This is a genomic window from Kitasatospora sp. NPDC002551, assembly GCF_040296005.1.
Classification (GTDB): Bacteria; Actinomycetota; Actinomycetes; order Streptomycetales; family Streptomycetaceae; genus Kitasatospora.
Genome location: NZ_JBEOWI010000073.1, coordinates 1 through 20048 on the forward strand (window position 1 = coordinate 1; position 20048 = coordinate 20048).

Consider the following 20048-nt stretch of genomic DNA (forward strand, 5'->3'; position numbering starts at 1 on the left):
CGTGCAGGTGCGGCCAGAGCTGGACGTCCGGGCCCTCGCCCAGGGCCGGGACACCCGGGAGCAGCGGCCGCGCGTCGATCCACTCGACCCGGCCGCCCTCGGCGCGCAGGACGTCGTCGACCACCGCGCGGGTCTCCGCGAGGTGCGGGGAGCAGGTGGCGTAGCCGACCACGCCGCCGATCCGGGTGGCGTCGATGGCCGAGCGCAGCAGGTCGCGCTGGAGCGGGCCGAAGGCGGCGACGTCCTGCGGACGGCGGCGCCAGCGGGCCTCGGGGCGCCGGCGCAGGGCGCCGAGCCCGGAGCACGGCACGTCGACCAGGACCCGGTCGAAGCCGCCGGCCCGCCAGGCGGGGCGGGTGCCGTCGGCGGCGATCACGGTGTACGGGCCGGGGTTGCCGGCCAGCGCCCGGGCGACCAGCCGGGCCCGGTGCGGCTGCTTCTCGCTGGCGACCAGCGCCGCGCCGCGCTCGGCGGCGAGCGCGGCGAGCAGCGCGGCCTTGCCGCCGGGGCCGGCGCAGCCGTCCAGCCACAGCCGGTCGGGGCCGTCCAGCGGCGCGGCGGCGAGGGCCAGCGCGACCAGCTGGCTGCCCTCGTCCTGGACGCCGGCCCGGTTCTCCCGCACCGCCTCGACGGAGGCCGGGTCGCCGCCCTCGGCGAGCCGCAGCGCGAACGGGGACCAGCGGCCCGGCTCGGCCTCGGGCAGCGCGTCGGCCAGCTCGCCGACGGTGGCCCGGCCGGGGCGGGCCACCAGGGTGACCTCGGGGCGCTCGTTGTCGGCGCGCAGCAGCTGCTCCACGGCGGTGCGCCCGGCGGCGTCCGGCTGCCAGCGGCCGAGCGAGTCCCACAGGGCGGCGACCACCCAGCGCGGGTGGGAGTGCACGACGGCGAGGTGGTCCTCGGCGTCCTGGTCGTACGGCGGGGCGACCCGCTCGATCCAGGTGTCCAGGTCGTGGGCGCTGATCCGGCGCAGCACGGCGTTGACGAACTTGGCCTTGCCGTCGCCGAGCACCACCCGGGCCAGCTCGACGGTGGCCGAGACGGCCGCGTGGCTGGGGATGCGGGTGGTGAGCAGCTGGTGGGCGCCGAGCGAGAGCACGTCCAGGACCGGCGGGTCGACCTTGCCGAGCGGGCGGTCGATGCAGGCGGCGATGATCGCGTCGTAGGTGCCCTGGAGCCGCAGGGTGCCGTAGACCAGCTCGGTGGCGAGGGCCGCGTCGCGCCGGTCCATGCCCTTCTGCTCGGCCTCCCGGAGCAGCGAGGGGAGGATCAGGTTGGCGTAGGCGTCGCGCTCGTCGACGGCGCGCAGGGCGCGGAAGGCGACGATCCGCGCCGGGTCCTTCTTCGGGCGCCGGTGCGGGCGCGGGGCGCGCTTTGCGCCGGACGCGCCGGGGGTGCCGTGGGTGCTGCTGGGCGTGCTCATGGGATGTGCCTCAAAGTGCTGCGGGGGCTATTGCGGGATCTCTCGAACAGTAACGCGGAAAACCGGTCTCAGCCGGACTCGCCCAGCCGCTCGCCGGACTCGATGCGCGCGCCGCGCGCCCAGTCCGCCGCCCGCATGGCCTTCTTGCCCTGCGGGCGCACCTCGCCGAGCTCGACCTCGTGGCTGCCGGTGCCGACCCGGACGCTGTTCTTGCCGACGGCCAGCTCGCCCGGCGCGAGGCCGGCGGAGCCGGGCAGCAGCCGCACCGGGCCGGTGACCTTGAGCCGCTCGCCGCGGAACCCGGTCCACGCGCCGGGCGCGGGGGCGCAGCCGCGCACCACCCGGTCGACCCGCAGCGCGGGCGCGGTCCAGTCGATCCGGGCGTCCTCGACGGTGATCTTGGGGGCGAGGGTGACGCCCTCGGCGGGCTGCGGGACGGCGTGCAGGCTGCCGTCGGCGATGCCGTCCATGGTGGCGGCGAGCAGCCGGGCGCCGGAGTGGGCGAGCCGCTCCAGCAGCTCGCCGCTGGTGTCGGCGGGGCGGACCTCCTCGGTGATCACGCCGTAGACCGGACCGGAGTCCAGGCCCTGCTCGATGAGGAAGGTGGACGCGCCGGTGACCTCGTCGCCGGCCAGCACCGCGTGCTGCACGGGGGCGGCGCCGCGCCAGGCGGGGAGCAGCGAGAAGTGCAGGTTGACCCAGCCGTGCGCGGGGATCTCCAGGGTGCCGGGGCGCAGCAGGGCGCCGTAGGCGACGACCGGGCAGCAGTCGGGGGCGAGCTCGGTGAGCCGGGCGACGAAGTCGGGGTCGCCCGGCTTCGCCGGCTTGAGGACCTCGATCCCGGCCTCCTCGGCGCGCTGGGCGACGGGGCTGGCGACGAGCTTGCGGCCGCGGCCGGCGGGGGCGTCGGGGCGGGTGACCACCGCGACGACCTCGTGCCGGTCGGAGGCCAGCAGGGCGTCCAGGGCGGGAACGGCGACCTCGGGGGTGCCGGCGAACACGAGGCGCATCAAGTGCCTTTCTGCGGTACTGAGTTGACGTGGGCGGCGGCGCTCAGCGCGCGGCGCCGAAGGTGCTGTGCGGGGAGACCTTGACCACCGGCGCGGGGCCGGAGCCCCAGTCGGCCTCGCGGATCGCCCTGAGCGCGGCCTTGCGCCGCTCGGTGTCGAGGCGGTCGATAAAGATGATGCCGTCGAGGTGGTCGGTCTCGTGCTGGATGCAGCGCGCGAGCAGCTGGGTGCCCTCGATGGTGACCGGGTCGCCGTACACGTTGAAGCCGCGGGCGACGACGCCGTGCGCGCGCCGGGTGTCGTAGCGCAGGCCGGGCAGCGAGAGGCAGCCCTCGGGGCCCTCCTGCTCCTCCTCGCTGAGCGACAGGTCCGGGTTCACCAGGTGCCCGGTGACGCCGTCCACGTGATAGGTGAACACCCTTAGGGAGACGCCGAGTTGGGGCGCGGCCAGGCCGGCGCCGGGGGCGTCGAGCATGGTGTCGGTGAGGTCCTTGACGAGGGTCCGGAGCTCCTTGTCGAAGGTGGTGACGGGTTGGGCGGTGGCGCGCAGGACGGGGTCTCCGAAGATGCGGATCGGCTGGATCGCCACGGATGCGGGCTCCTGTCCGTCGGGGTCCGGGTGCGGGGGTCGGGCTGCTCCTGACGAGCGGGCCGAGCAGCGTGCACGCGGCCGTCGGCCAGTCTATGCAATCCGCCCCGCGCGGGTTCCGGCACATCCCGCTCGCCCCGCCTGCGTGACCCCGGCGGGCGGTCCGGCGTTGGTCAAGTGGGATTGACCGTGGCCGGAGCGCGCGGGAAGGGCGCTCCGGCCGAGCGAACCGTACGGAAGGTGGCACGTAGGCCATGGCCGAGCAGATCAACCACGACGCCCGGGCGCGGGCGAGCCTGCACCTGCTGGTGCGGGACATCGAGCGGGTGAGGCGACAGGTCGACGCCCTGCGGACGCTCACCGCCCAGTTGGGCAACGTCTACCGGCCTCGCCGGCCCAGCACCTCGGCGGGCTTCGTCGTGTACGGGCGGGCCCCGGCGCCGACGGTGCGCCTGGCGCAGGAGCTGCGGGAGAGCGTGGAGACGCTGGTGGCGGCGGCGGTCGAGTTCGACCGCGCGCTGGGCTTCTCCTGGGACTCGGTGGGCTCGGCCCTCGGGGTCACCAAGCAGGCGGTGCACCGCCGGTACGGGATGCGCCGGCCGACCAGCGAGCTGCTGGCGGCGGGCGGAGCGGTGCCGGGCCAGGGCCGTCCGGACCGCTCCGAGGAGCTGCCCGTCCCCGCCCCGGCGGCCGCGCACACCGCCGCCCACGCGCCGGAGCACGACCGCTCCCCCGCCCCGGCCGGCCTGGCCGCGACCGTCCCCGCCGCCCGCCAGGGCGGCCTGGACCGCAGCAGCCTCGACCGGAGCGGCCTGGACCGGAGCGCACTGGACCGCCCCCCGCTGGACCGCCCGCCGCTGGACCGCCCGCCGCTGGACCGCCCCCCGATCGACCGCCCCCCGATCGACCGCGGCGCACTGGACCGCCCCGGCGTCCCGCTGCGCGGCTGACGCACCCCGGACGCCGGGTGAGGGCCGCGGGTACCGACACCGCGCCCCTCACCCGACGTCCGGTCCCGCACACCCGCCGACACCTACCAGCCGGCACCGGCCAGCCGGTGCCCGTCCGTCGGCGCCCGTCAGCCGATGTCCATCGGATCGATCCGCACCTTGACCACCTCCGGCGTCCGCAGCGCGATCCGCGCGATCTGCGCCGCCTTCAGCGCCGCCGCCAGCGCCGCGCCCTGCCCGGGCGGCACCCGCAGCAGCGCCCGCTCCTGCTCCTCCCCCCGCAGCGCCGCCACCGGCACCGGCCCGAGCACGTCCGCCTCGTCCGGCAGCCGGACCAGGTTCAGCAGGTCCGCCACCGCCGCCGGACTGCCGCTCACCGAGGCCATCCGGGCCACCGGCGGGAAGTGCAGCTGAGAGCGCTCGTCCAGCTCCAGCCCGGCGTGCCCGAGCGGGTCCCAGCGCACCAGCGCCTGCACCGGCCGCGCCGTCGGCTCGGCGACCACCACCACCGTCCCGCCCTCGGCGGACGGCCGCACCAGCGCCGCGGCGGCCGTCCAGAGCCGCAGCGCCTCCTCCCCGGCCCGCAGGTCGGGCCGGCTCAGCAGCGCCCAGCCGTCCAGCAGCAGCGCCGCCGCGTACCCGCTCCCGCCCTCGACGACCGGCTCGGCGCCGGGCGTGGAGATCACCAGCGCCGGCTCGTCCGGGACGGTCGTCAGCACCGCGTCCCGCCCCGAGGTGCGCACCGGGACGCGCGGGAACGCCTTGCCCAGCTCCTCGGCCGTCCGCCGGGCGCCGACCACCTGCGCCCGCAGCCGGAACGAGCCGCACTCCGGGCAGTGCCAGTCCCGCTCCTCCTCCCCGCACCACTGGCAGCGCAGCGGCGCGTCCGCCCCGGCCGCCTCCAGCGGGCCCTCGCAACGGCGGCAGCGGGCGGGCGTGCGGCAGCGTCCGCAGGCCAGCCGGGGCACGTAGCCGCGCCGGGGCACCTGGATGAGCACCGGCCCGCCGGCCGCCAGGCCCTCGCGGGCCGCCTCCCAGGCGATCGAGGGCAATCGGGCGGCCTGCGCCGCGGCGTCCCGGTGCTGGTCCTGGTCGGTGACGGTGCGCACCCGCGGCGCGGTGCGGCGCACCGTCTCCCGGTCGGCGGCCAGCGACCGGGCCCACCCGGTGCGCACCAGCTGGGCGCCCTCCACGGTGACGGCGTGCCCGCCGAGCAGGACGGCCGCGCCCTCCTCGGCGGCGCGCAGCAGAGCGACCTCCCGCACGTGCGGGTGCGGGGCGCGCGGGTCGCTGTGGCTGGAGTCGCCGTCGGACCAGACCACCACCAGCCCGAGGTCGTGCACCGGCGCGAACATCGCGGCCCGGGTGCCGACGGCGGCGTGCACCGAGCCGCGGCTCACCTGGAGCCAGCGCCGGTAGCGCTCGCGCGGGCCGAGGTCGGCGGCCAGCACGGCGTGCAGGCCCTCGCCGAGCAGTTCGGTCAGCGCCCGGTCGACCCGGGCCACCGAGCGCCCGTCCGGCAGCACCACCAGGGCGCCCCGCCCGCCCGCGAGGGTGGCGGCGACGGCGCGGGCGATCTCGTACGGCCAGCCGGGGCCGGGCAGCGCCGTCCAGACCGCCCGGGGCGAGCCGCCGCCGGCCAGCGCGGCGAGGAAGTCCGGGCCGGCCGGGTAGCGGGACCAGCCACCGGGCGCGGGCGCCGCCGGGCGCGGGCGGGGCGGCGGCGAGGGCTCGGCCTCCGCCTTGGCGTGCCGGGGCGGCACCGCGAGCTGCAGGACGTCGGCCAGCGTGCCCGCGTACCGGTCGGCGACGGTGCGGCACAGCCGCAGCAGCTGCGGGGTGAGCACCGGCTCGGGCGAGAGGACCTGGGCGAGCGGGGCGAGCGGGCCGGGGAAGTCGCTCTTCTCCAGCCGGGCGACGATGAAGCCGTCGTGCAGTTCCCCGCCCTCGCGCTGGCCCTTGACCACGCGCGCCCCGAAGCGCACCCGCACCCGCACGCCGGGCCGGGCCTCCTCGGCCATCGCGGCGGGCACCTCGTAGTCGAAGAACTTGTCGATGGTGAGCACGCCCTTGTCGACGACCACCCGGGCGACCGGCAGGTGCTCGGCCCGCTTGGCGCCGCGCCAGGTGCGCGGCTTGGCCCGGCGGACCGTCTCCCGGATGAACGCCAGCTGCTCCGGCGCCCCGCCCTCGTCACTCCCCTGCGTGCTGCTCATCGCCCCAAGTAGTACCAGGTCCCACCGACAAAACAGCAGGTGGTGGCCGCCCGGAGTGCCGGGCGGCCACCACCTGCCGTCAAACGATCGGGTCGGCCGATCAGGCCTCGACGGCCTTCTTCAGCTGCTCCACGCGGTCGGTCCGCTCCCAGGTGAAGTCCGGCAGCTCACGGCCGAAGTGGCCGTAGGCGGCGGTCTGCGAGTAGATCGGGCGCAGCAGGTCGAGGTCGCGGATGATCGCGGCCGGGCGCAGGTCGAAGACGTCGGTGACGGCCTTCTGGATGGTGAGGACCGGCACGGTCTCGGTGCCGAAGGTCTCCACGAACAGGCCGACCGGCTCGGCCTTGCCGATCGCGTACGCGACCTGGACCTCGGCGCGGCGGGCGAGGCCGGCGGCGACGATGTTCTTCGCCACCCAGCGCATCGCGTACGCGGCCGAGCGGTCCACCTTGGACGGGTCCTTGCCGGAGAAGGCGCCGCCGCCGTGGCGGGCCATGCCGCCGTAGGTGTCGATGATGATCTTGCGGCCGGTGAGGCCGGCGTCACCCATCGGGCCGCCGATCTCGAAGCGGCCGGTCGGGTTGACCAGCAGGCGGTAGCCCTCGGTGACGAGCTTGATGCCCTGGTCGGCCAGCGCCTTCAGCTCCGGCTCCACGACGAACTCGCGGATGTCCGGGGTGAGCAGCGACTCCAGGTCGATGTCACTGGCGTGCTGGGTGGAGACGACCACGGTGTCGAGGCGGACGGCCTTGTCGCCGTCGTACTCGATGGTGACCTGGGTCTTGCCGTCGGGGCGCAGGTACGGGATGGTGCCGTTCTTGCGGACCTCGGTGAGGCGGCGCGAGAGGCGGTGGGCCAGGGTGATCGGCAGCGGCATCAGCTCGGGCGTCTCGTCGGACGCGTAGCCGAACATCAGGCCCTGGTCACCGGCGCCCTGCTTGTCCAGGTCGTCCGCGTCGTCCCTCTGGGTGGCACCCTCGACACGGGCCTCGTACGCGGTGTCGACGCCCTGCGCGATGTCGGGGGACTGGGCACCGATCGAGACCGAGACGCCGCAGGACGCGCCGTCGAAGCCCTTCTTGGAGCTGTCGTAGCCGATCTCCAGGATCTTGTCCCGGACGAGCTGGGCGATCGGCGCGTACGCCTTGGTGGTCACCTCGCCGGCCACGTGCACCTGGCCGGTGGTGATGAGCGTCTCCACCGCGACCCGGGAGGTCGGGTCCTCGCGGAGGAGAGCGTCAAGGATGGTGTCGCTGATCTGGTCAGCGATCTTGTCGGGGTGGCCCTCGGTCACGGACTCCGAGGTGAACAGGCGGCGAGACACAGCGCTCCCTGGGGTTGCAGCGGCTGCTGACTGAAAGACCCCGGACGGATCCGGGGGCTTCCGGAAAGACTTGATTCCTGGAGTGTAACGGTCAGCTACCGAGAAACGTCACGCGATTCCGCAATTGAAGACCGTCCGCCCACCCTTCGAGATCACCCGACGGAAGGATCGAGCCGTTCCGCGACGAGGTCCCAGACGACGTCCGCCAGAACCTCCTTCGGGCCCACCGGAACGGGCGTCTCACTGCCGTCGGCGCCCAGCACCACGGCCTCGTTGACGTCCTGGCCGAAGGCCTTGCCGTCGCCGACCTCGTTGACGACCAGCAGGTCGCAGCCCTTGCGGGCGAGCTTGGCCCGGCCGTTGGCGAGCACGTCGTCGGTCTCCGCCGCGAACCCCACGACGAGTTGCCCCGAACGGGTGCGGTGGGCCGACAGCTCCGCCAGGACGTCGGGGTTGCGGACGAGCGCGACCGGCGCCGGCTCGACGCCCTCGACCTTCTTGATCTTGCCCTCGGCGTAGACCGCGGGCCGGAAGTCGGCCACCGCCGCGGCCATGACCACGGCATCCGCGTCCCCGGCCGCCTTCAGCGCGGCCTCCCGCAACTCCAGCGCGGTGGCCACCCGGACCACCTCCACCCCGGCCGGATCGGGCAGCGCCGCATTGGCCGAGATCAACGTCACACGGGCGCCGCGGGCCGCCGCGGTGACCGCCAGCGCGTAGCCCTGCTTGCCGGAGGAGCGGTTGCCGAGGTAGCGGACCGGGTCCAGCGGCTCACGGGTGCCACCCGCCGAGACCACCACGTGCCGGCCGGCCAGGTCGGTGCGCTCCCCGCCGTGGCGCAGCACCGCGCGGCAGGCGTCGAAGATCGCCGACGGCTCGGGCAGCCGGCCCTTGCCGGTGTCCTTGCCGGTCAGCCGCCCGCTGGCGGGCTCCAGCACGATCACGCCCCGGCGGCGCAGCGTGGCGACGTTCTCCCGGGTCGCCGGGTGCTCCCACATCTCGGTGTGCATCGCGGGCGCCAGGACGACCGGGCAGCGCGCGGTGAGCAGGGTGTTGGTCAGCAGGTCGTCGGCGAGCCCGTGGGCCGCCTTGGCCATCAGGTCCGCGGTGGCCGGGGCGACCACGACCAGGTCGGCGTTCTGTCCGATCCGCACGTGCGGCACCTCGTGCACGCTCTCCCAGGTCTCGGTGGCGGCCGGGCGGCCGGAGAGCGCCGCCCAGGTGGCCTCGCCGACGAAGTGCAGCGCCGCCGCGGTGGGCACCACGGTCACCTGGTGGCCGGACTCGGTGAACCGCCGCAGCAGCTCGCACGCCTTGTACGCGGCGATCCCGCCGCTGACGCCGAGGACGACCCGCGGCGCGTCCGTCCGCTCCGTGCTGCCGCTCATGTTCCCAGCTCTCCTCGTGGCGGTCCTCAGGTGCCTGCCAACCCTACGGCGCGCCGACGATCACCCGCACTGTGGCACCCCCCACACGCGTCCGGGAACGCCGAAGGGCCCGTCGGAGCGGACTCCGACGGGCCCTTCGCACGAAGGTGGGACCGCCTCAGGCGGCCTCGACCGCCTCGGCGGTCAGCATGCCGGCGTTGATCTCGCGCAGCGCGATCGACAGCGGCTTCTCGTGCACGTGGGTGTCGACCAGCGGGCCGACGTACTCCAGCAGGCCCTCGCCGAGCTGGGAGTAGTACGCGTTGATCTGACGCGCACGCTTGGCCGCGTAGATGACCAGGCTGTACTTGGAGTCGGTGGCCTCAAGCAGCTCGTCGATCGGCGGGTTGATGATGCCCTCGGGCGCGGTCATGGAAGAGGACACGCGAAAACCTTCCGAAAGGATGGAAAAGACAACAGGTCAGCCTACACCGAGCAAGGCTAGCAGTTCGCCCGCCACCTGCTCGACGGAGGTGTTGACCAGGGTCGTGTCGAACTCCGGCTCGGCCGCCAGTTCGACCTTCGCGGCCTCCAGCCGCTTCTCGATCACGTCCTGCGGCTCGGTGCCCCGGCCGGTGAGCCGGCGCACCAGCTCCTCCCAGCTCGGCGGGGCCAGGAACACCAGCTGCGCCTCGGGCATGGACTCCCGCACCTGGCGGGCGCCCTGCAGGTCGATCTCCAGCAGCACGGGTTCGCCGCGCTCCAGCTTCTCCTGGACCGCCGTGCGGGGCGTGCCGTAGCGGTTCCCCGCGAACACGGCCCACTCCAGCAACTCACCGTTGGCGATCAGCTTGTCGAACTCGTCGTTGTCGACGAAGTGGTACTGGACCCCGTCCTGCTCGCCCGGCCTCGGGTGGCGGGTCGTCGCCGACACCGAGAGCCAGACCTCGGGGTGCTGCTTCCTCATATGAGCGACGACCGTGCTCTTGCCGACCCCCGAGGGGCCGGAGAGCACGGTCAGCCGCGGACGCTCACTCATGCACCGATTATCCCGGATCGTGGGCGATCCCGGGACCACGGGGCACGGTCAGGCGGCACCGCCGCCGAACTCCCGCTCCAGGGAGGCGATCTGGTTGGTTCCGAGACCGCGGACACGGCGGCTCTCGGAGATGCCGAGCCGTTCCATGATCTGCTTGGCCCGGACCTTGCCCACGCCCGGAAGGGACTCCAGCAGCGCGGAGACCTTCATCTTGCCGATCACGTCGTTGTCGGCCTTGCCGGCCTTGATCACCTCGTGCAGGGAGGCGCCGGAGTGCTTGAGCCGGTTCTTCACCTCGGCGCGCTCCCGGCGAGCCTCGGCGGCCTTGGCGAGCGCGGCGGTGCGCTGTTCAGGGGTAAGGGGCGGAAGAGCCACGCCGTTCACCTCAGGTGTGGATGGAAGGGATTGAACTCTGACTGTTGTGGTTCCCAGGACACCGGCCAGAGGGCGAACTCGCCGCCCCTGACCTGCGGGAGCAGCGGGAATCGCGGCTCTTCGGTGACCTATCGCCGGACACTACCCGGATTGCGGCTCCACGTCAGGAAAAGAACACGAAAAGTCCTGGTCAGCCAAGGCCGACCAGGACTTTCCCGGGCAAAATGACCGTGATTGCGAACCTTGGACGCCACCGATGTGACGGCGCTCACGTCAAGCCGCCGTCCCCGCGGGCCGTCGCAGCACGTCACGGCGGCACCGCGCGGCGTTCGCCAGGAGCGAACCCCGCCTCCGCGTCCGCTACTTGACCGCGTCGGCGTACTCCTGGACAAAACGGTCGGCGGCCGAGCGCAGCGCCTCCACCGAGGGGCCGTGCCTCAGCACGTCCCGGCTGACGCTGGGCACCACGTTGCGCACCGAGGCGCCGAAGACCCGCGGCAGGTCCGCCATGGTCGCGCCCTGGGCACCGATCCCGGGGGCGAGCAGCGGGCCGTTGATCGCCAGGTCCACGCCGGCGTCGGCCAGCGTCGCCCCGACCACCGCGCCGAACGAGCCCAGCGGCTCGGCACCGGCGTTCGCGGCGGCCAGCTGCCGCAGCACGGCGGCCGCCACCGGCTCGCCGTCCGCGCCCACGGCACGCTGCACCTCGGCGCCCTCCGGGTTGGAGGTGAGCGCCAGCGCGAAGACGCCCGCGCCGTTGGCGGTGGCGAGGTCCAGCGCCGGGCGCAGCGAGCCGAAGCCCAGGTAGGGGCTGACCGTCAGGGCGTCGGAGAACAGCGGGCTGCCGGGCGACAGGAAGGCCTCGGCGTAGGCGGCCATGGTCGAGCCGATGTCGCCGCGCTTGGCGTCCATGAGGACGAGCGCGCCGGCCGCCCTGGCCTCCTCGACGGACTTCTCCAGGACGGCGAAGCCCCGGGAGCCGAAGCGCTCGAAGAAGGCGGCCTGCGGCTTGAGCACGGCCACCTGCCCGGCCAGCGCCTCGACGACGGTGCGGCTGAAGGTCTCCAGGCCCGCGACGGTGTCCTCCAGGCCCCAGGCGGCCAGCAGGGAGGCGTGCGGGTCGATGCCGACGCAGAGCTGGCCGCGGGTGTCGAGGGCGCGGCGCAGGCGGGTGCCGAAGGGGGCGAGGGTCATGACGTCCTTCCGGAGAGCGTGAGAGGAGGGTTCAGGAGGCCGTGCGCGTGTCCACCGCGCTGCCGACGGCGGCGGCCAGGTCGCGGAAGCCGCCGGCCCGGACGCGGGCGGACAGGCCCTGGTGGATGCGGCGGCACCAGAGCGGGCCCTCGTAGATGAAGGCGCTGTAGCCCTGGACCAGGTCGGCGCCGTGCACGATGCGCTGCCAGGCGTCCTCGGCGGTCTCGATCCCGCCGACCGAGACCAGCACCAGCCGGCCGCCGGTGCGGGCGCGCAGCCGCTGGAGGACCTCCAGCGCGCGCTCCTTGAGCGGGGCGCCGGACAGGCCGCCCATGCCGATCTCCTTCACCCGGGCGGCGTCGCTGCGCAGGCCCTCGCGGCCGATCGTGGTGTTGGTGGCGATGATGCCGTCCAGGCCCAGCTCCAGGGCGAGGTCGGCGACCCCGTCGATGTCCTCGTCGGCCAGGTCCGGGGCGATCTTGACCAGCAGCGGCACGTGGTGCGGGGTGGTCCGGTCGGCGGCCTCGCGCACCGCGCTCAGCAGCGGGCGCAGGTGCTCGACGGCCTGCAGGTTGCGCAGCCCCGGGGTGTTCGGCGAGCTGACGTTGACCACCAGGTAGTCGGCGTAACGGGCCAGCCGCTCGGTGGACTTGACGTAGTCGGCGACCGCGTCGGCCTCCTCGACCACCTTGGTCTTGCCGATGTTGACGCCCACCACCGGGGTGGAGCTGGTGTGCGGACGGGCGGCGAGCCGGGCGGCGACCCGGGCCGAGCCCTGGTTGTTGAAGCCCATCCGGTTGATCAGGGCGCGGTCCTCGACCAGCCGGAACAGCCGCGGCTGCGGGTTGCCCGGCTGGGCCTCGCCGGTGACGGTGCCGATCTCGACGTAGTCGAAGCCGAGCATCGACAGGCCGTCGATGCCGACGCCGTTCTTGTCGAAGCCGGCCGCCAGGCCGAACGGGCCGGGCAGCGCGAGGCCGAGGGCGTCGGTGCGCAGCGCCCGGTCGCGCGGGGCGAGCACCAGCCGGACGAGGCCGCGCAGGCCGGGCACCGAGGAGGCCAGCCGGATCCAGAAGAAGGCCAGGTGGTGGGCCTTCTCGGGGTCCATCTTCTTGAAGACGAGGTCGAACAGCAGCTTGTACACAAAGTCCTCCCAGGGCATGGAAGTGGGGGGCACCCGGCGGTACTGGTGCCCCCCACTGGAGTGGTGCTACTTGGCGCGGCCGGCGTTGATCAGCTCGGCGTGCTCCTGGAGCGACATGACGCCGACCTCGTCGCGCAGCAGCCGGTCGATGCCCTGGACGGCGGCACCCATGGCCTGGACGGTGGTCAGGCAGGGCACGGCGCGGGCCACGGCGGCGGTGCGGATCTCGTAGCCGTCGAGACGGCCGCCGGTGCCGTACGGCGTGTTGATGATGAGGTCGACCTCACCGTCGTGGATCAGCTGGACGATGGTCTTCTCGCCGTTCGGGCCCTCGCCCTCGCTGTGCTTGCGCACCACGGTGGCGGGGATGCCGCCGCGCTGGAGCACCTCGGCGGTGCCGGCGGTGGCGAGCAGCTCGAAGCCGAGGCCGACCAGCGCCCGGGCCGGGAAGACCAGGTTGCGCTTGTCGCGGTTGGCGACCGAGACGAAGACCTTGCCCTTGGTCGGCAGCGCGCCGTACGCGCCGCTCTGGGACTTGGCGTAGGCGGTGCCGAAGACCCGGTCCAGGCCCATGACCTCGCCGGTGGAGCGCATCTCCGGGCCGAGCACGGTGTCCACGCCGCGGCCGTGCACGTCGCGGAAGCGGCTCCACGGCATCACGGCCTCCTTGACCGCGATCGGCGCGTCGGCCGGCAGCGTGCCGCCGTCGCCGTCGGCCGGCAGCAGGCCCTCGGCGCGCAGCTCGGCGATGGTGGCGCCGAGCGAGACCCGGGCGGCGGCCTTGGCCAGCGGCACCGCGGTCGCCTTGGAGGTGAACGGCACGGTGCGCGAGGCGCGCGGGTTGGCCTCCAGGACGTACAGGATGTCCCCGGAGAGCGCGAACTGGATGTTGATCAGACCGCGCACCCCGACGCCGCGGGCGATCGCCTCGGTGGAGGCGCGCAGCCGCTTGATGTCGTACCCGCCGAGGGTGATCGGCGGCAGGGCGCAGGCGGAGTCGCCGGAGTGGATGCCGGCCTCCTCGATGTGCTCCATGACGCCGCCGAGGTAGAGCTCGGTGCCGTCGTAGAGGGCGTCGACGTCGATCTCCACCGCGTCGTCGAGGAAGCGGTCGATCAGCACCGGGTGCTCGGAGATCAGACCGGCGTGCCGCTCCAGGTAGGAGGCGAGCGACTCCTCGTCGTAGACGATCTCCATGCCGCGGCCGCCCAGCACGTAGGACGGGCGGGCGAGGACCGGGTAGCCGATCTCGTCGGCGATGGCCTTGGCCTCGTCGAAGGAGAAGGCGGTGCCGTGCTTGGGGGCCGGCAGGCCCGCCTCGCGCAGCACGCGGCCGAAGGCGCCGCGCTCCTCGGCGAGGTCGATCGCCTCGGGCTGGGTGCCGACGATCGGCACGCCGTTGTCCTTCAGCGCCTGCGCCAGGCCGAGCGGGGTCTGGCCGCCGAGCTGGACGATCACACCCGCCAGCGGGCCGGCCTGCTGCTCGGCGTGGACGATCTCCAGCACGTCCTCCAGGGTGAGCGGCTCGAAGTAGAGCCGGTCGGAGGTGTCGTAGTCGGTGGAGACGGTCTCCGGGTTGCAGTTGACCATGACGGTCTCGTACCCGGCCTCGGCGAGCGCGAAGGAGGCGTGCACGCAGGAGTAGTCGAACTCGATGCCCTGGCCGATGCGGTTCGGGCCGGAGCCGAGGATGATCACCGCGGGCTTGGTGCGCGGGGCGACCTCGTTCTCCTCGTCGTAGGACGAGTAGAAGTACGGGGTCCTCGCGGCGAACTCGGCGGCGCAGGTGTCGACGGTCTTGAACACCGGGCGGATGCCCAGCGCGTGCCGGACCTCGCGGACCACGTCGGGCCTGAGCCCGCGGATCTCGCCGACCTGCTGGTCGGAGAAGCCGTGCCGCTTGGCGTGCCGCAGCAGCTCCGGGGTGAGCTCGGGCGCCTCGGCCAGCTCGCCGGCGATCTCGTCGAGCAGGAAGAGCTGGTCGACGAACCACGGGTCGATCTTCGTGGCCTCGAACACCTCCCCGGGGGTGGCGCCGGCGCGGATCGCCTGCATCACGGTGTTGATCCGGCCGTCGGTCGGCACGACCGCCTTGGCCAGCAGCTCCGCCTTGTCGCCGACCGGGCCGACCCAGGTGAACTGGGAGCCCTTCTTCTCCAGCGAGCGCAGCGCCTTCTGCAGCGCCTCGGGGAAGTTGCGGCCCAGCGCCATCGCCTCGCCGACCGACTTCATGGTGGTGGTCAGCGTGGCGTCGGCGGACGGGAACTTCTCGAACGCGAAGCGCGGGACCTTGACCACGACGTAGTCGAGGGTCGGCTCGAAGGAGGCCGGGGTCTCCTCGGTGATGTCGTTGGGGATCTCGTCCAGGGTGTAGCCGACGGCCAGCTTGGCGGCGATCTTGGCGATCGGGAAGCCGGTGGCCTTGGAGGCGAGCGCCGAGGAGCGGGAGACGCGCGGGTTCATCTCGATGACGATGACCCGGCCGTCGACGGGGTTGACGGCGAACTGGATGTTGCAGCCGCCGGTGTCGACGCCGACCTCGCGGATCACCGCGATGCCGATGTCGCGCAGGATCTGGTACTCGCGGTCGGTGAGCGTCATCGCCGGGGCGACGGTGATCGAGTCGCCGGTGTGCACGCCCATCGGGTCGAAGTTCTCGATGGAGCAGACGACCACGACGTTGTCGTTCTTGTCGCGCATCAGCTCCAGCTCGTACTCCTTCCAGCCGAGGATGGACTCCTCCAGGAGCACCTCGGTGGTCGGCGAGAGCGTCAGGCCCTGTCCGGCGATGCGGCGCAGGTCCTCCTCGTCGTGCGCGAAGCCGGAGCCGGCGCCGCCCATGGTGAAGGAGGGGCGCACGACGACCGGGTAGCCGCCCAGGGTGTCGACCCCGGCGAGGACCTCGTCCATGGTGTGGCAGATGACCGAGCGGGCGGACTCGCCGTGCCCGATCTTGGCGTTCACCGCTTCCACCACGCCCTTGAAGAGCTCGCGGTCCTCGCCCTTGTTGATCGCCTCGACGTCGGCGCCGATCAGCTCGACGCCGTACTTCTCCAGCGTCCCCGCCTGGTGCAGCGAGATCGCGGTGTTCAGCGCGGTCTGGCCGCCCAGGGTGGGGAGCAGCGCGTCGGGGCGCTCCTTGGCGATGATCTTCTCGACGAACTCGGGGGTGATCGGCTCGACGTAGGTGGCGTCGGCGATCTCCGGGTCGGTCATGATCGTCGCCGGGTTCGAGTTCACCAGCACGACCCGCAGGCCTTCGGCCTTCAGGACCCGACACGCCTGCGTGCCCGAGTAGTCGAACTCGGCGGCCTGGCCGATCACGATCGGGCCGGACCCGATCACCAGGACGGACTTGATGTCAGTGCGCTTAGGCACGCTGGCCCTCCATGAGCTTCACGCTGTGCTTGTTGTCGCCTCGCATGAGCTCGACGAACCGATCGAAGAGGTACGCCGCGTCGTGCGGGCCGGCGGCGGCCTCCGGGTGGTACTGCACCGAGAAGGCGGGCACGTCCAGCGCCTGGAGGCCCTCGACCACGTCGTCGTTGAGGCAGACGTGGGAAACCTCGACCCGGCCGTAGGGCGTGTCGCTGACCTTGTCGAGCGGTGCGTTGACGGCGAAGCCGTGGTTGTGCGCGGTGACCTCGACCTTGCCGGTGGTGCGGTCCTGGACCGGCTGGTTGATGCCGCGGTGGCCGTACTTGAGCTTGTAGGTGCCGAAGCCCAGCGCCCGGCCGAGGATCTGGTTGCCGAAGCAGATCCCGAAGAACGGGGTCCTGCGCTCCAGCACGCCCTGCGCCACGGCGACCTGGTGGTCGGCGGTGGCCGGGTCGCCCGGGCCGTTGGAGAAGAACACGCCGTCGGGCTCGACCGCGTAGACGTCTTCCAGGGTGGCGTCGGCCGGCAGCACGTGCACCTCGATGCCGCGCTCGGCCATCCGCTGCGGGGTCATCGCCTTGATGCCGAGGTCCAGGGCGGCGACGGTGAACTTCTTCTCACCGATCGCGGGCACCACGTACGGCTCGGTGGTGGCCACCTCGGCGCACAGGTCGGCGCCCTTCATCTCGGGCGAGGACTGCACCTTGGCGAGCAGCGCGGCCGGGTCGGCCAGCGCGTCGCCGGAGAAGATGCCGCAGCGCATGGCGCCGCGGTCGCGCAGGTGGCGGGTGAGCGCCCGGGTGTCGATGCCGCTGATGCCGACGATGCCCTGCTCGGCCAGCTCCTCGTCCAGCGAGCGGCGCGAGCGCCAGTTGGAGGCGACCCGGGCGGGGTCGCGGACGACGTACCCGGCGACCCAGATCCGCTTGGACTCGTCGTCCTCGTCGTTCCAGCCGGTGTTGCCGATCTGCGGGGCGGTCATCACGACCACCTGGCGGTGGTACGAGGGGTCGGTCAGGGTCTCCTGGTAGCCGGACATGCCGGTGTTGAAGACCGCCTCGCCGAAGGTCTCGCCCCTCGCGCCGTAGGCCTGGCCGCGGAAGGTCCGGCCGTCCTCCAGGACGAGCACGGCGGCCGCACGCTCTGAGAACGGGCGCTCCCGCCGTTGGCGCTGCGTGGTGGGGGCAGGTGCGGTCATGACGCGGCCTCTTCCGTCTTCTTCGTCGTACGTGTTGCTGCGAGCTCGGTGATCGCCTCGACCCAGGCGGTGTGCTCGTCGGGGTGGTCGAACCGGAACCCGGAGTCCAGTTCGGTGTCCTCGTGCGTCCAGGTGACCACGAGGATGCCGGAGGGGACGACCTTGCCGGCGATCCCGGAGTCCGTCCGGGCACCGGTCAGGTGCTCGGCGGGGATCCAGAAGTCGACGTCGCCGGGGCGCTCCACCAGCAGGCCGTGCGCGCCGAGGGTCAGGTCGGCGCGGCTGCGGGTGCCCAGGCCGTGCGCGACGACCCGGTCCAGCCAGTTCCCGGCGGTCGTGGTGCCGTGGTAGCGGCCGCTGGTCTCCAGGATGGTCCGGCCGGCGCGTTCCGGCACGGCCGGCAGCGGGGCGAGCCCGGACTGCAGGGTGCGCCGCCAGTTCCAGCCCTGGCGCATCAGCCAGTAGACCAGGCCGATGACCAGGACCAGGCCGACCGTCCAGCCGAGGTAGCCCGGCCAGTTGGTGACCCTGGCCTGTTCCTGGGCCAGCAGGAGGGCGGAACTCACGCGAGCCCGCCCTGCTCGACCAGTTCGCCGGCCAGCACGGTGGCGGTGCCGCGCAGGAAGGTCGCGTGCACCCGGCCGGGCAGGTCGAGGCCCTTGTAGGGAGTGTTGCGGGAGCGGGTGGCGAAGCTGTCGGGGTTCACGGCACCACGGTACGCGGGATCGAACAGCACCAGGTTGGCGGGCTCACCCACCGAGACCGGGCGGCCGTGGCCGGCGAGCCGGCCGATCCGGGCCGGGCGGTGCGACATCCGGTCGGCGACGCCCTCCCAGTTGAGCATGCCGGTGTCGACCATGGTCTGCTGCACCACGGACAGCGCGGTCTCCAGGCCGACCATGCCCATCGCGGCCACGGCCCACTCGCAGTCCTTGTCCTCGGCCGGGTGCGGCGCGTGGTCGGTGGCGACGGCGTCGATGGTGCCGTCGGCCAGCGCCTTGCGCAGCGCCCGGACGTCCTCGGCGGTGCGCAGCGGCGGGTTGACCTTGTAGACCGGGTCGTAGGAGCGGACCAGCTCGTCGGTCAGCAGCAGGTGGTGCGGGGTGACCTCGGCGGTGACGTCCCAGCCCTTGGCCTTGGCCCAGCGGATGATCTCCACCGAACCGGCGGTGGAGACGTGGCAGACGTGCAGCCGGGAGCCGACGTGCGCGGCGAGCAGCACGTCGCGGGCGATGATCGCCTCCTCGGCGACGGCCGGCCAGCCGCCCAGGCCCAGCTCGCCGGAGACCTGGCCCTCGTTCATCTGGGCGCCCTCGGTGAGCCGCGGCTCCTGGGCGTGCTGGGCGACGACGCCGTCGAAGGCCTTCACGTACTCAAGCGCGCGGCGCATGATCACCGCGTCGTCGACGCACTTGCCGTCGTCGGAGAAGACCCGGACACCGGCGGCGGAGTCGTGCATCGCGCCCAGCTCGGCGAGCTTCTTGCCCTCCAGGCCGACGGTGACGGCGCCGACCGGCTGCACGTCGCAGTAGCCGGACTCCTGGCCGAGGCGCCAGACCTGCTCGACCACGCCGGCGGTGTCGGCCACCGGGAAGGTGTTGGCCATGGCGTGGACGGCGGTGAAGCCGCCCTTCGCGGCGGCCTGGGTGCCGGTGAGGACGGTCTCGGCGTCCTCACGGCCGGGCTCGCGCAGGTGGGTGTGCAGGTCGACCAGGCCGGGCAGGGCGATCAGGCCGGTGGCGTCGATCTCGATGTCGGCCTCGGCGACCAGACCGGTGCCGATCTCCCGGATCACGCCGTCGGCGATGTGGAGGTCCTGCGGGGCACCGCCGAGGATCTGGGCGTTGCGGATCAGGTAGGTGGTCACTGAGCGGTCTCCACGGAGTCGGTGCGGGGGGTGTCGGTGAGAGTGGCTCCGCCGAGCAGCAGGTAGAGCACGGCCATCCGGATGGAGACGCCGTTGGCGACCTGCTCGACCACGGTGCAGCGCGGGGAGTCGGCGACCTCGGCGGTGATCTCCATGCCGCGGACCATCGGGCCGGGGTGCATGACGATGGCGTGCTCGGGCAGCTGGGCCATCCGCACGCCGTCCAGGCCGTAGCGGCGGGTGTACTCGCGCTCGGTGGGGAAGAACGCGGCGTTCATCCGCTCGCGCTGCACCCGGAGCATCATCAGCGCGTCGGTCTTGGGGAGCACGCGCTCCAGGTCGTAGCTGACCTCGCAGGGCCAGTTCTCGATGCCGATCGGCACCAGGGTCGGCGGGGCGACGAAGGTGACCTGGGCGCCGAGGGTGGTGAGCAGGTGGACGTTGGAGCGGGCGACCCGGCTGTGCAGGATGTCGCCGACGATCGTCACCCGCCGCCCGGCCAGGTCGTGGCCGGAGCCCGGGTTGAGGTGGCGGCGCATGGTGAAGGCGTCGAGCAGCGCCTGGGTGGGGTGCTCGTGGGTGCCGTCACCGGCGTTGATGACGCTGCCGTGCAGCCAGTCGGACTGCGCGAGGCGGGCCGGCGCGCCGGAGGCGTGGTGCCGGATGACGACCGCGTCGGCGCCCATGGCCTGCAGGGTGAGGGCGGTGTCCTTGAGGCTCTCGCCCTTGGAGACCGAGGAGCCCTTGGCGGAGAAGTTGATGACGTCCGCGGACAGGCGCTTCTCGGCGACCTCGAACGAGGTCTTGGTGCGGGTGGAGTCCTCGAAGAAGAGGTTGACGACGGTCCGTCCGCGCAGGGTGGGGAGCTTCTTGACGGCCCGGCCGGAGAGCTGGGCGAGTTCCTCGGCGGTGTCCAGGATGAGCAGCGCGTCGTCGCGGCTGAGATCGGCTGCGGACACGAGGTGGCGCTTCACGCG

At 73.3% G+C, this 20048-nt stretch carries 17 protein-coding genes; 1 reads left to right on the forward strand and 16 read right to left on the reverse strand.

The genetic code is table 11. The features are described 5' to 3' along the window. The 3 genes from ABT093_RS36175 to def form a co-directional block, all read right to left on the reverse strand. On the reverse strand, positions 1-1420 hold a 1420-nt coding region (locus ABT093_RS36175; RefSeq protein WP_350571547.1), incomplete at its 3' end, for an RsmB/NOP family class I SAM-dependent RNA methyltransferase. A 68-nt stretch (positions 1421-1488) separates the two neighbouring features. Then, the gene (gene fmt, locus ABT093_RS36180) at positions 1489-2430 is read right to left on the reverse strand and encodes a methionyl-tRNA formyltransferase (protein ID WP_350571548.1); all 942 of its coding nucleotides are present in this window, start codon (positions 2428-2430) and stop codon (positions 1489-1491) included. Between the two features lie 43 nt (positions 2431-2473). Next, positions 2474-3019 carry a peptide deformylase gene (def, locus tag ABT093_RS36185; RefSeq protein ID WP_350571550.1) on the reverse strand — a complete coding sequence of 182 codons (546 nt, stop codon included), beginning with the start codon at positions 3017-3019 and terminating at the stop codon, positions 2474-2476. 254 nt (positions 3020-3273) lie between these two features. Here def and ABT093_RS36190 point away from each other — a divergent pair, with 254 nt between their 5' ends. Continuing rightward, a complete protein-coding gene (locus ABT093_RS36190; RefSeq protein WP_350571552.1) occupies positions 3274-3969 on the forward strand; it encodes a hypothetical protein in 696 nt (231 codons plus the stop codon). Positions 3970-4097: 128 nt separating this feature from the next. Here ABT093_RS36190 and ABT093_RS36195 read toward each other — a convergent pair whose 3' ends face one another. The 13 genes from ABT093_RS36195 to ABT093_RS36255 all read right to left on the reverse strand — a co-directional run bounded on the left by ABT093_RS36195 (position 4098) and on the right by ABT093_RS36255 (position 20045). Further along, positions 4098-6185 (reverse strand): primosomal protein N', encoded by a 2088-nt coding sequence (locus tag ABT093_RS36195; protein WP_350571553.1) that lies wholly within the window; start codon positions 6183-6185, stop codon positions 4098-4100. A gap of 100 nt (positions 6186-6285) precedes the next feature. Continuing rightward, positions 6286-7509 (reverse strand): methionine adenosyltransferase, encoded by a 1224-nt coding sequence (metK, locus tag ABT093_RS36200; protein ID WP_350571555.1) that lies wholly within the window; start codon positions 7507-7509, stop codon positions 6286-6288. A 152-nt stretch (positions 7510-7661) separates the two neighbouring features. Further along, the gene (gene coaBC / locus ABT093_RS36205; protein ID WP_350571557.1) at positions 7662-8897 is read right to left on the reverse strand and encodes a bifunctional phosphopantothenoylcysteine decarboxylase/phosphopantothenate--cysteine ligase CoaBC; all 1236 of its coding nucleotides are present in this window, start codon (positions 8895-8897) and stop codon (positions 7662-7664) included. A gap of 157 nt (positions 8898-9054) precedes the next feature. Next, positions 9055-9321 carry a DNA-directed RNA polymerase subunit omega gene (gene rpoZ / locus ABT093_RS36210; RefSeq protein ID WP_030056185.1) on the reverse strand — a complete coding sequence of 89 codons (267 nt, stop codon included), beginning with the start codon at positions 9319-9321 and terminating at the stop codon, positions 9055-9057. A 36-nt stretch (positions 9322-9357) separates the two neighbouring features. After that, entirely contained in the window at positions 9358-9915 is a 558-nt protein-coding gene (gene gmk / locus ABT093_RS36215) for a guanylate kinase (protein WP_350571558.1), read from the reverse strand. A gap of 48 nt (positions 9916-9963) precedes the next feature. Further along, complete coding sequence (gene mihF / locus ABT093_RS36220) at positions 9964-10290, reverse strand: integration host factor, actinobacterial type (protein ID WP_030056187.1); 327 nt, start codon at positions 10288-10290, stop codon at positions 9964-9966. 360 nt (positions 10291-10650) lie between these two features. Beyond that, the gene (gene pyrF / locus ABT093_RS36225; RefSeq protein WP_350571559.1) at positions 10651-11484 is read right to left on the reverse strand and encodes an orotidine-5'-phosphate decarboxylase; all 834 of its coding nucleotides are present in this window, start codon (positions 11482-11484) and stop codon (positions 10651-10653) included. A 31-nt stretch (positions 11485-11515) separates the two neighbouring features. After that, positions 11516-12628: a quinone-dependent dihydroorotate dehydrogenase gene (locus tag ABT093_RS36230; RefSeq protein ID WP_350571560.1), complete on the reverse strand. Its 1113-nt coding sequence runs from the start codon at positions 12626-12628 to the stop codon at positions 11516-11518. A gap of 66 nt (positions 12629-12694) precedes the next feature. Then, the gene (gene carB / locus ABT093_RS36235) at positions 12695-16006 is read right to left on the reverse strand and encodes a carbamoyl-phosphate synthase large subunit (RefSeq protein ID WP_350571562.1); all 3312 of its coding nucleotides are present in this window, start codon (positions 16004-16006) and stop codon (positions 12695-12697) included. Beyond that, positions 15999-17204 (reverse strand): glutamine-hydrolyzing carbamoyl-phosphate synthase small subunit, encoded by a 1206-nt coding sequence (gene carA, locus ABT093_RS36240; RefSeq protein ID WP_350571564.1) that lies wholly within the window; start codon positions 17202-17204, stop codon positions 15999-16001. Before carA ends, carB begins: the two co-directional genes overlap by 8 nt. After that, positions 17201-17770: a PH-like domain-containing protein gene (locus tag ABT093_RS36245; protein WP_350571566.1), complete on the reverse strand. Its 570-nt coding sequence runs from the start codon at positions 17768-17770 to the stop codon at positions 17201-17203. Before ABT093_RS36245 ends, carA begins: the two co-directional genes overlap by 4 nt. After that, the gene (locus ABT093_RS36250) at positions 17767-19071 is read right to left on the reverse strand and encodes a dihydroorotase (protein ID WP_350571568.1); all 1305 of its coding nucleotides are present in this window, start codon (positions 19069-19071) and stop codon (positions 17767-17769) included. Before ABT093_RS36250 ends, ABT093_RS36245 begins: the two co-directional genes overlap by 4 nt. Then, complete coding sequence (locus tag ABT093_RS36255; RefSeq protein WP_350571570.1) at positions 19068-20045, reverse strand: aspartate carbamoyltransferase catalytic subunit; 978 nt, start codon at positions 20043-20045, stop codon at positions 19068-19070. The genes ABT093_RS36250 and ABT093_RS36255 overlap by 4 nt, the downstream gene beginning before the upstream one ends. Positions 20046-20048: the final 3 nt, after the last annotated feature.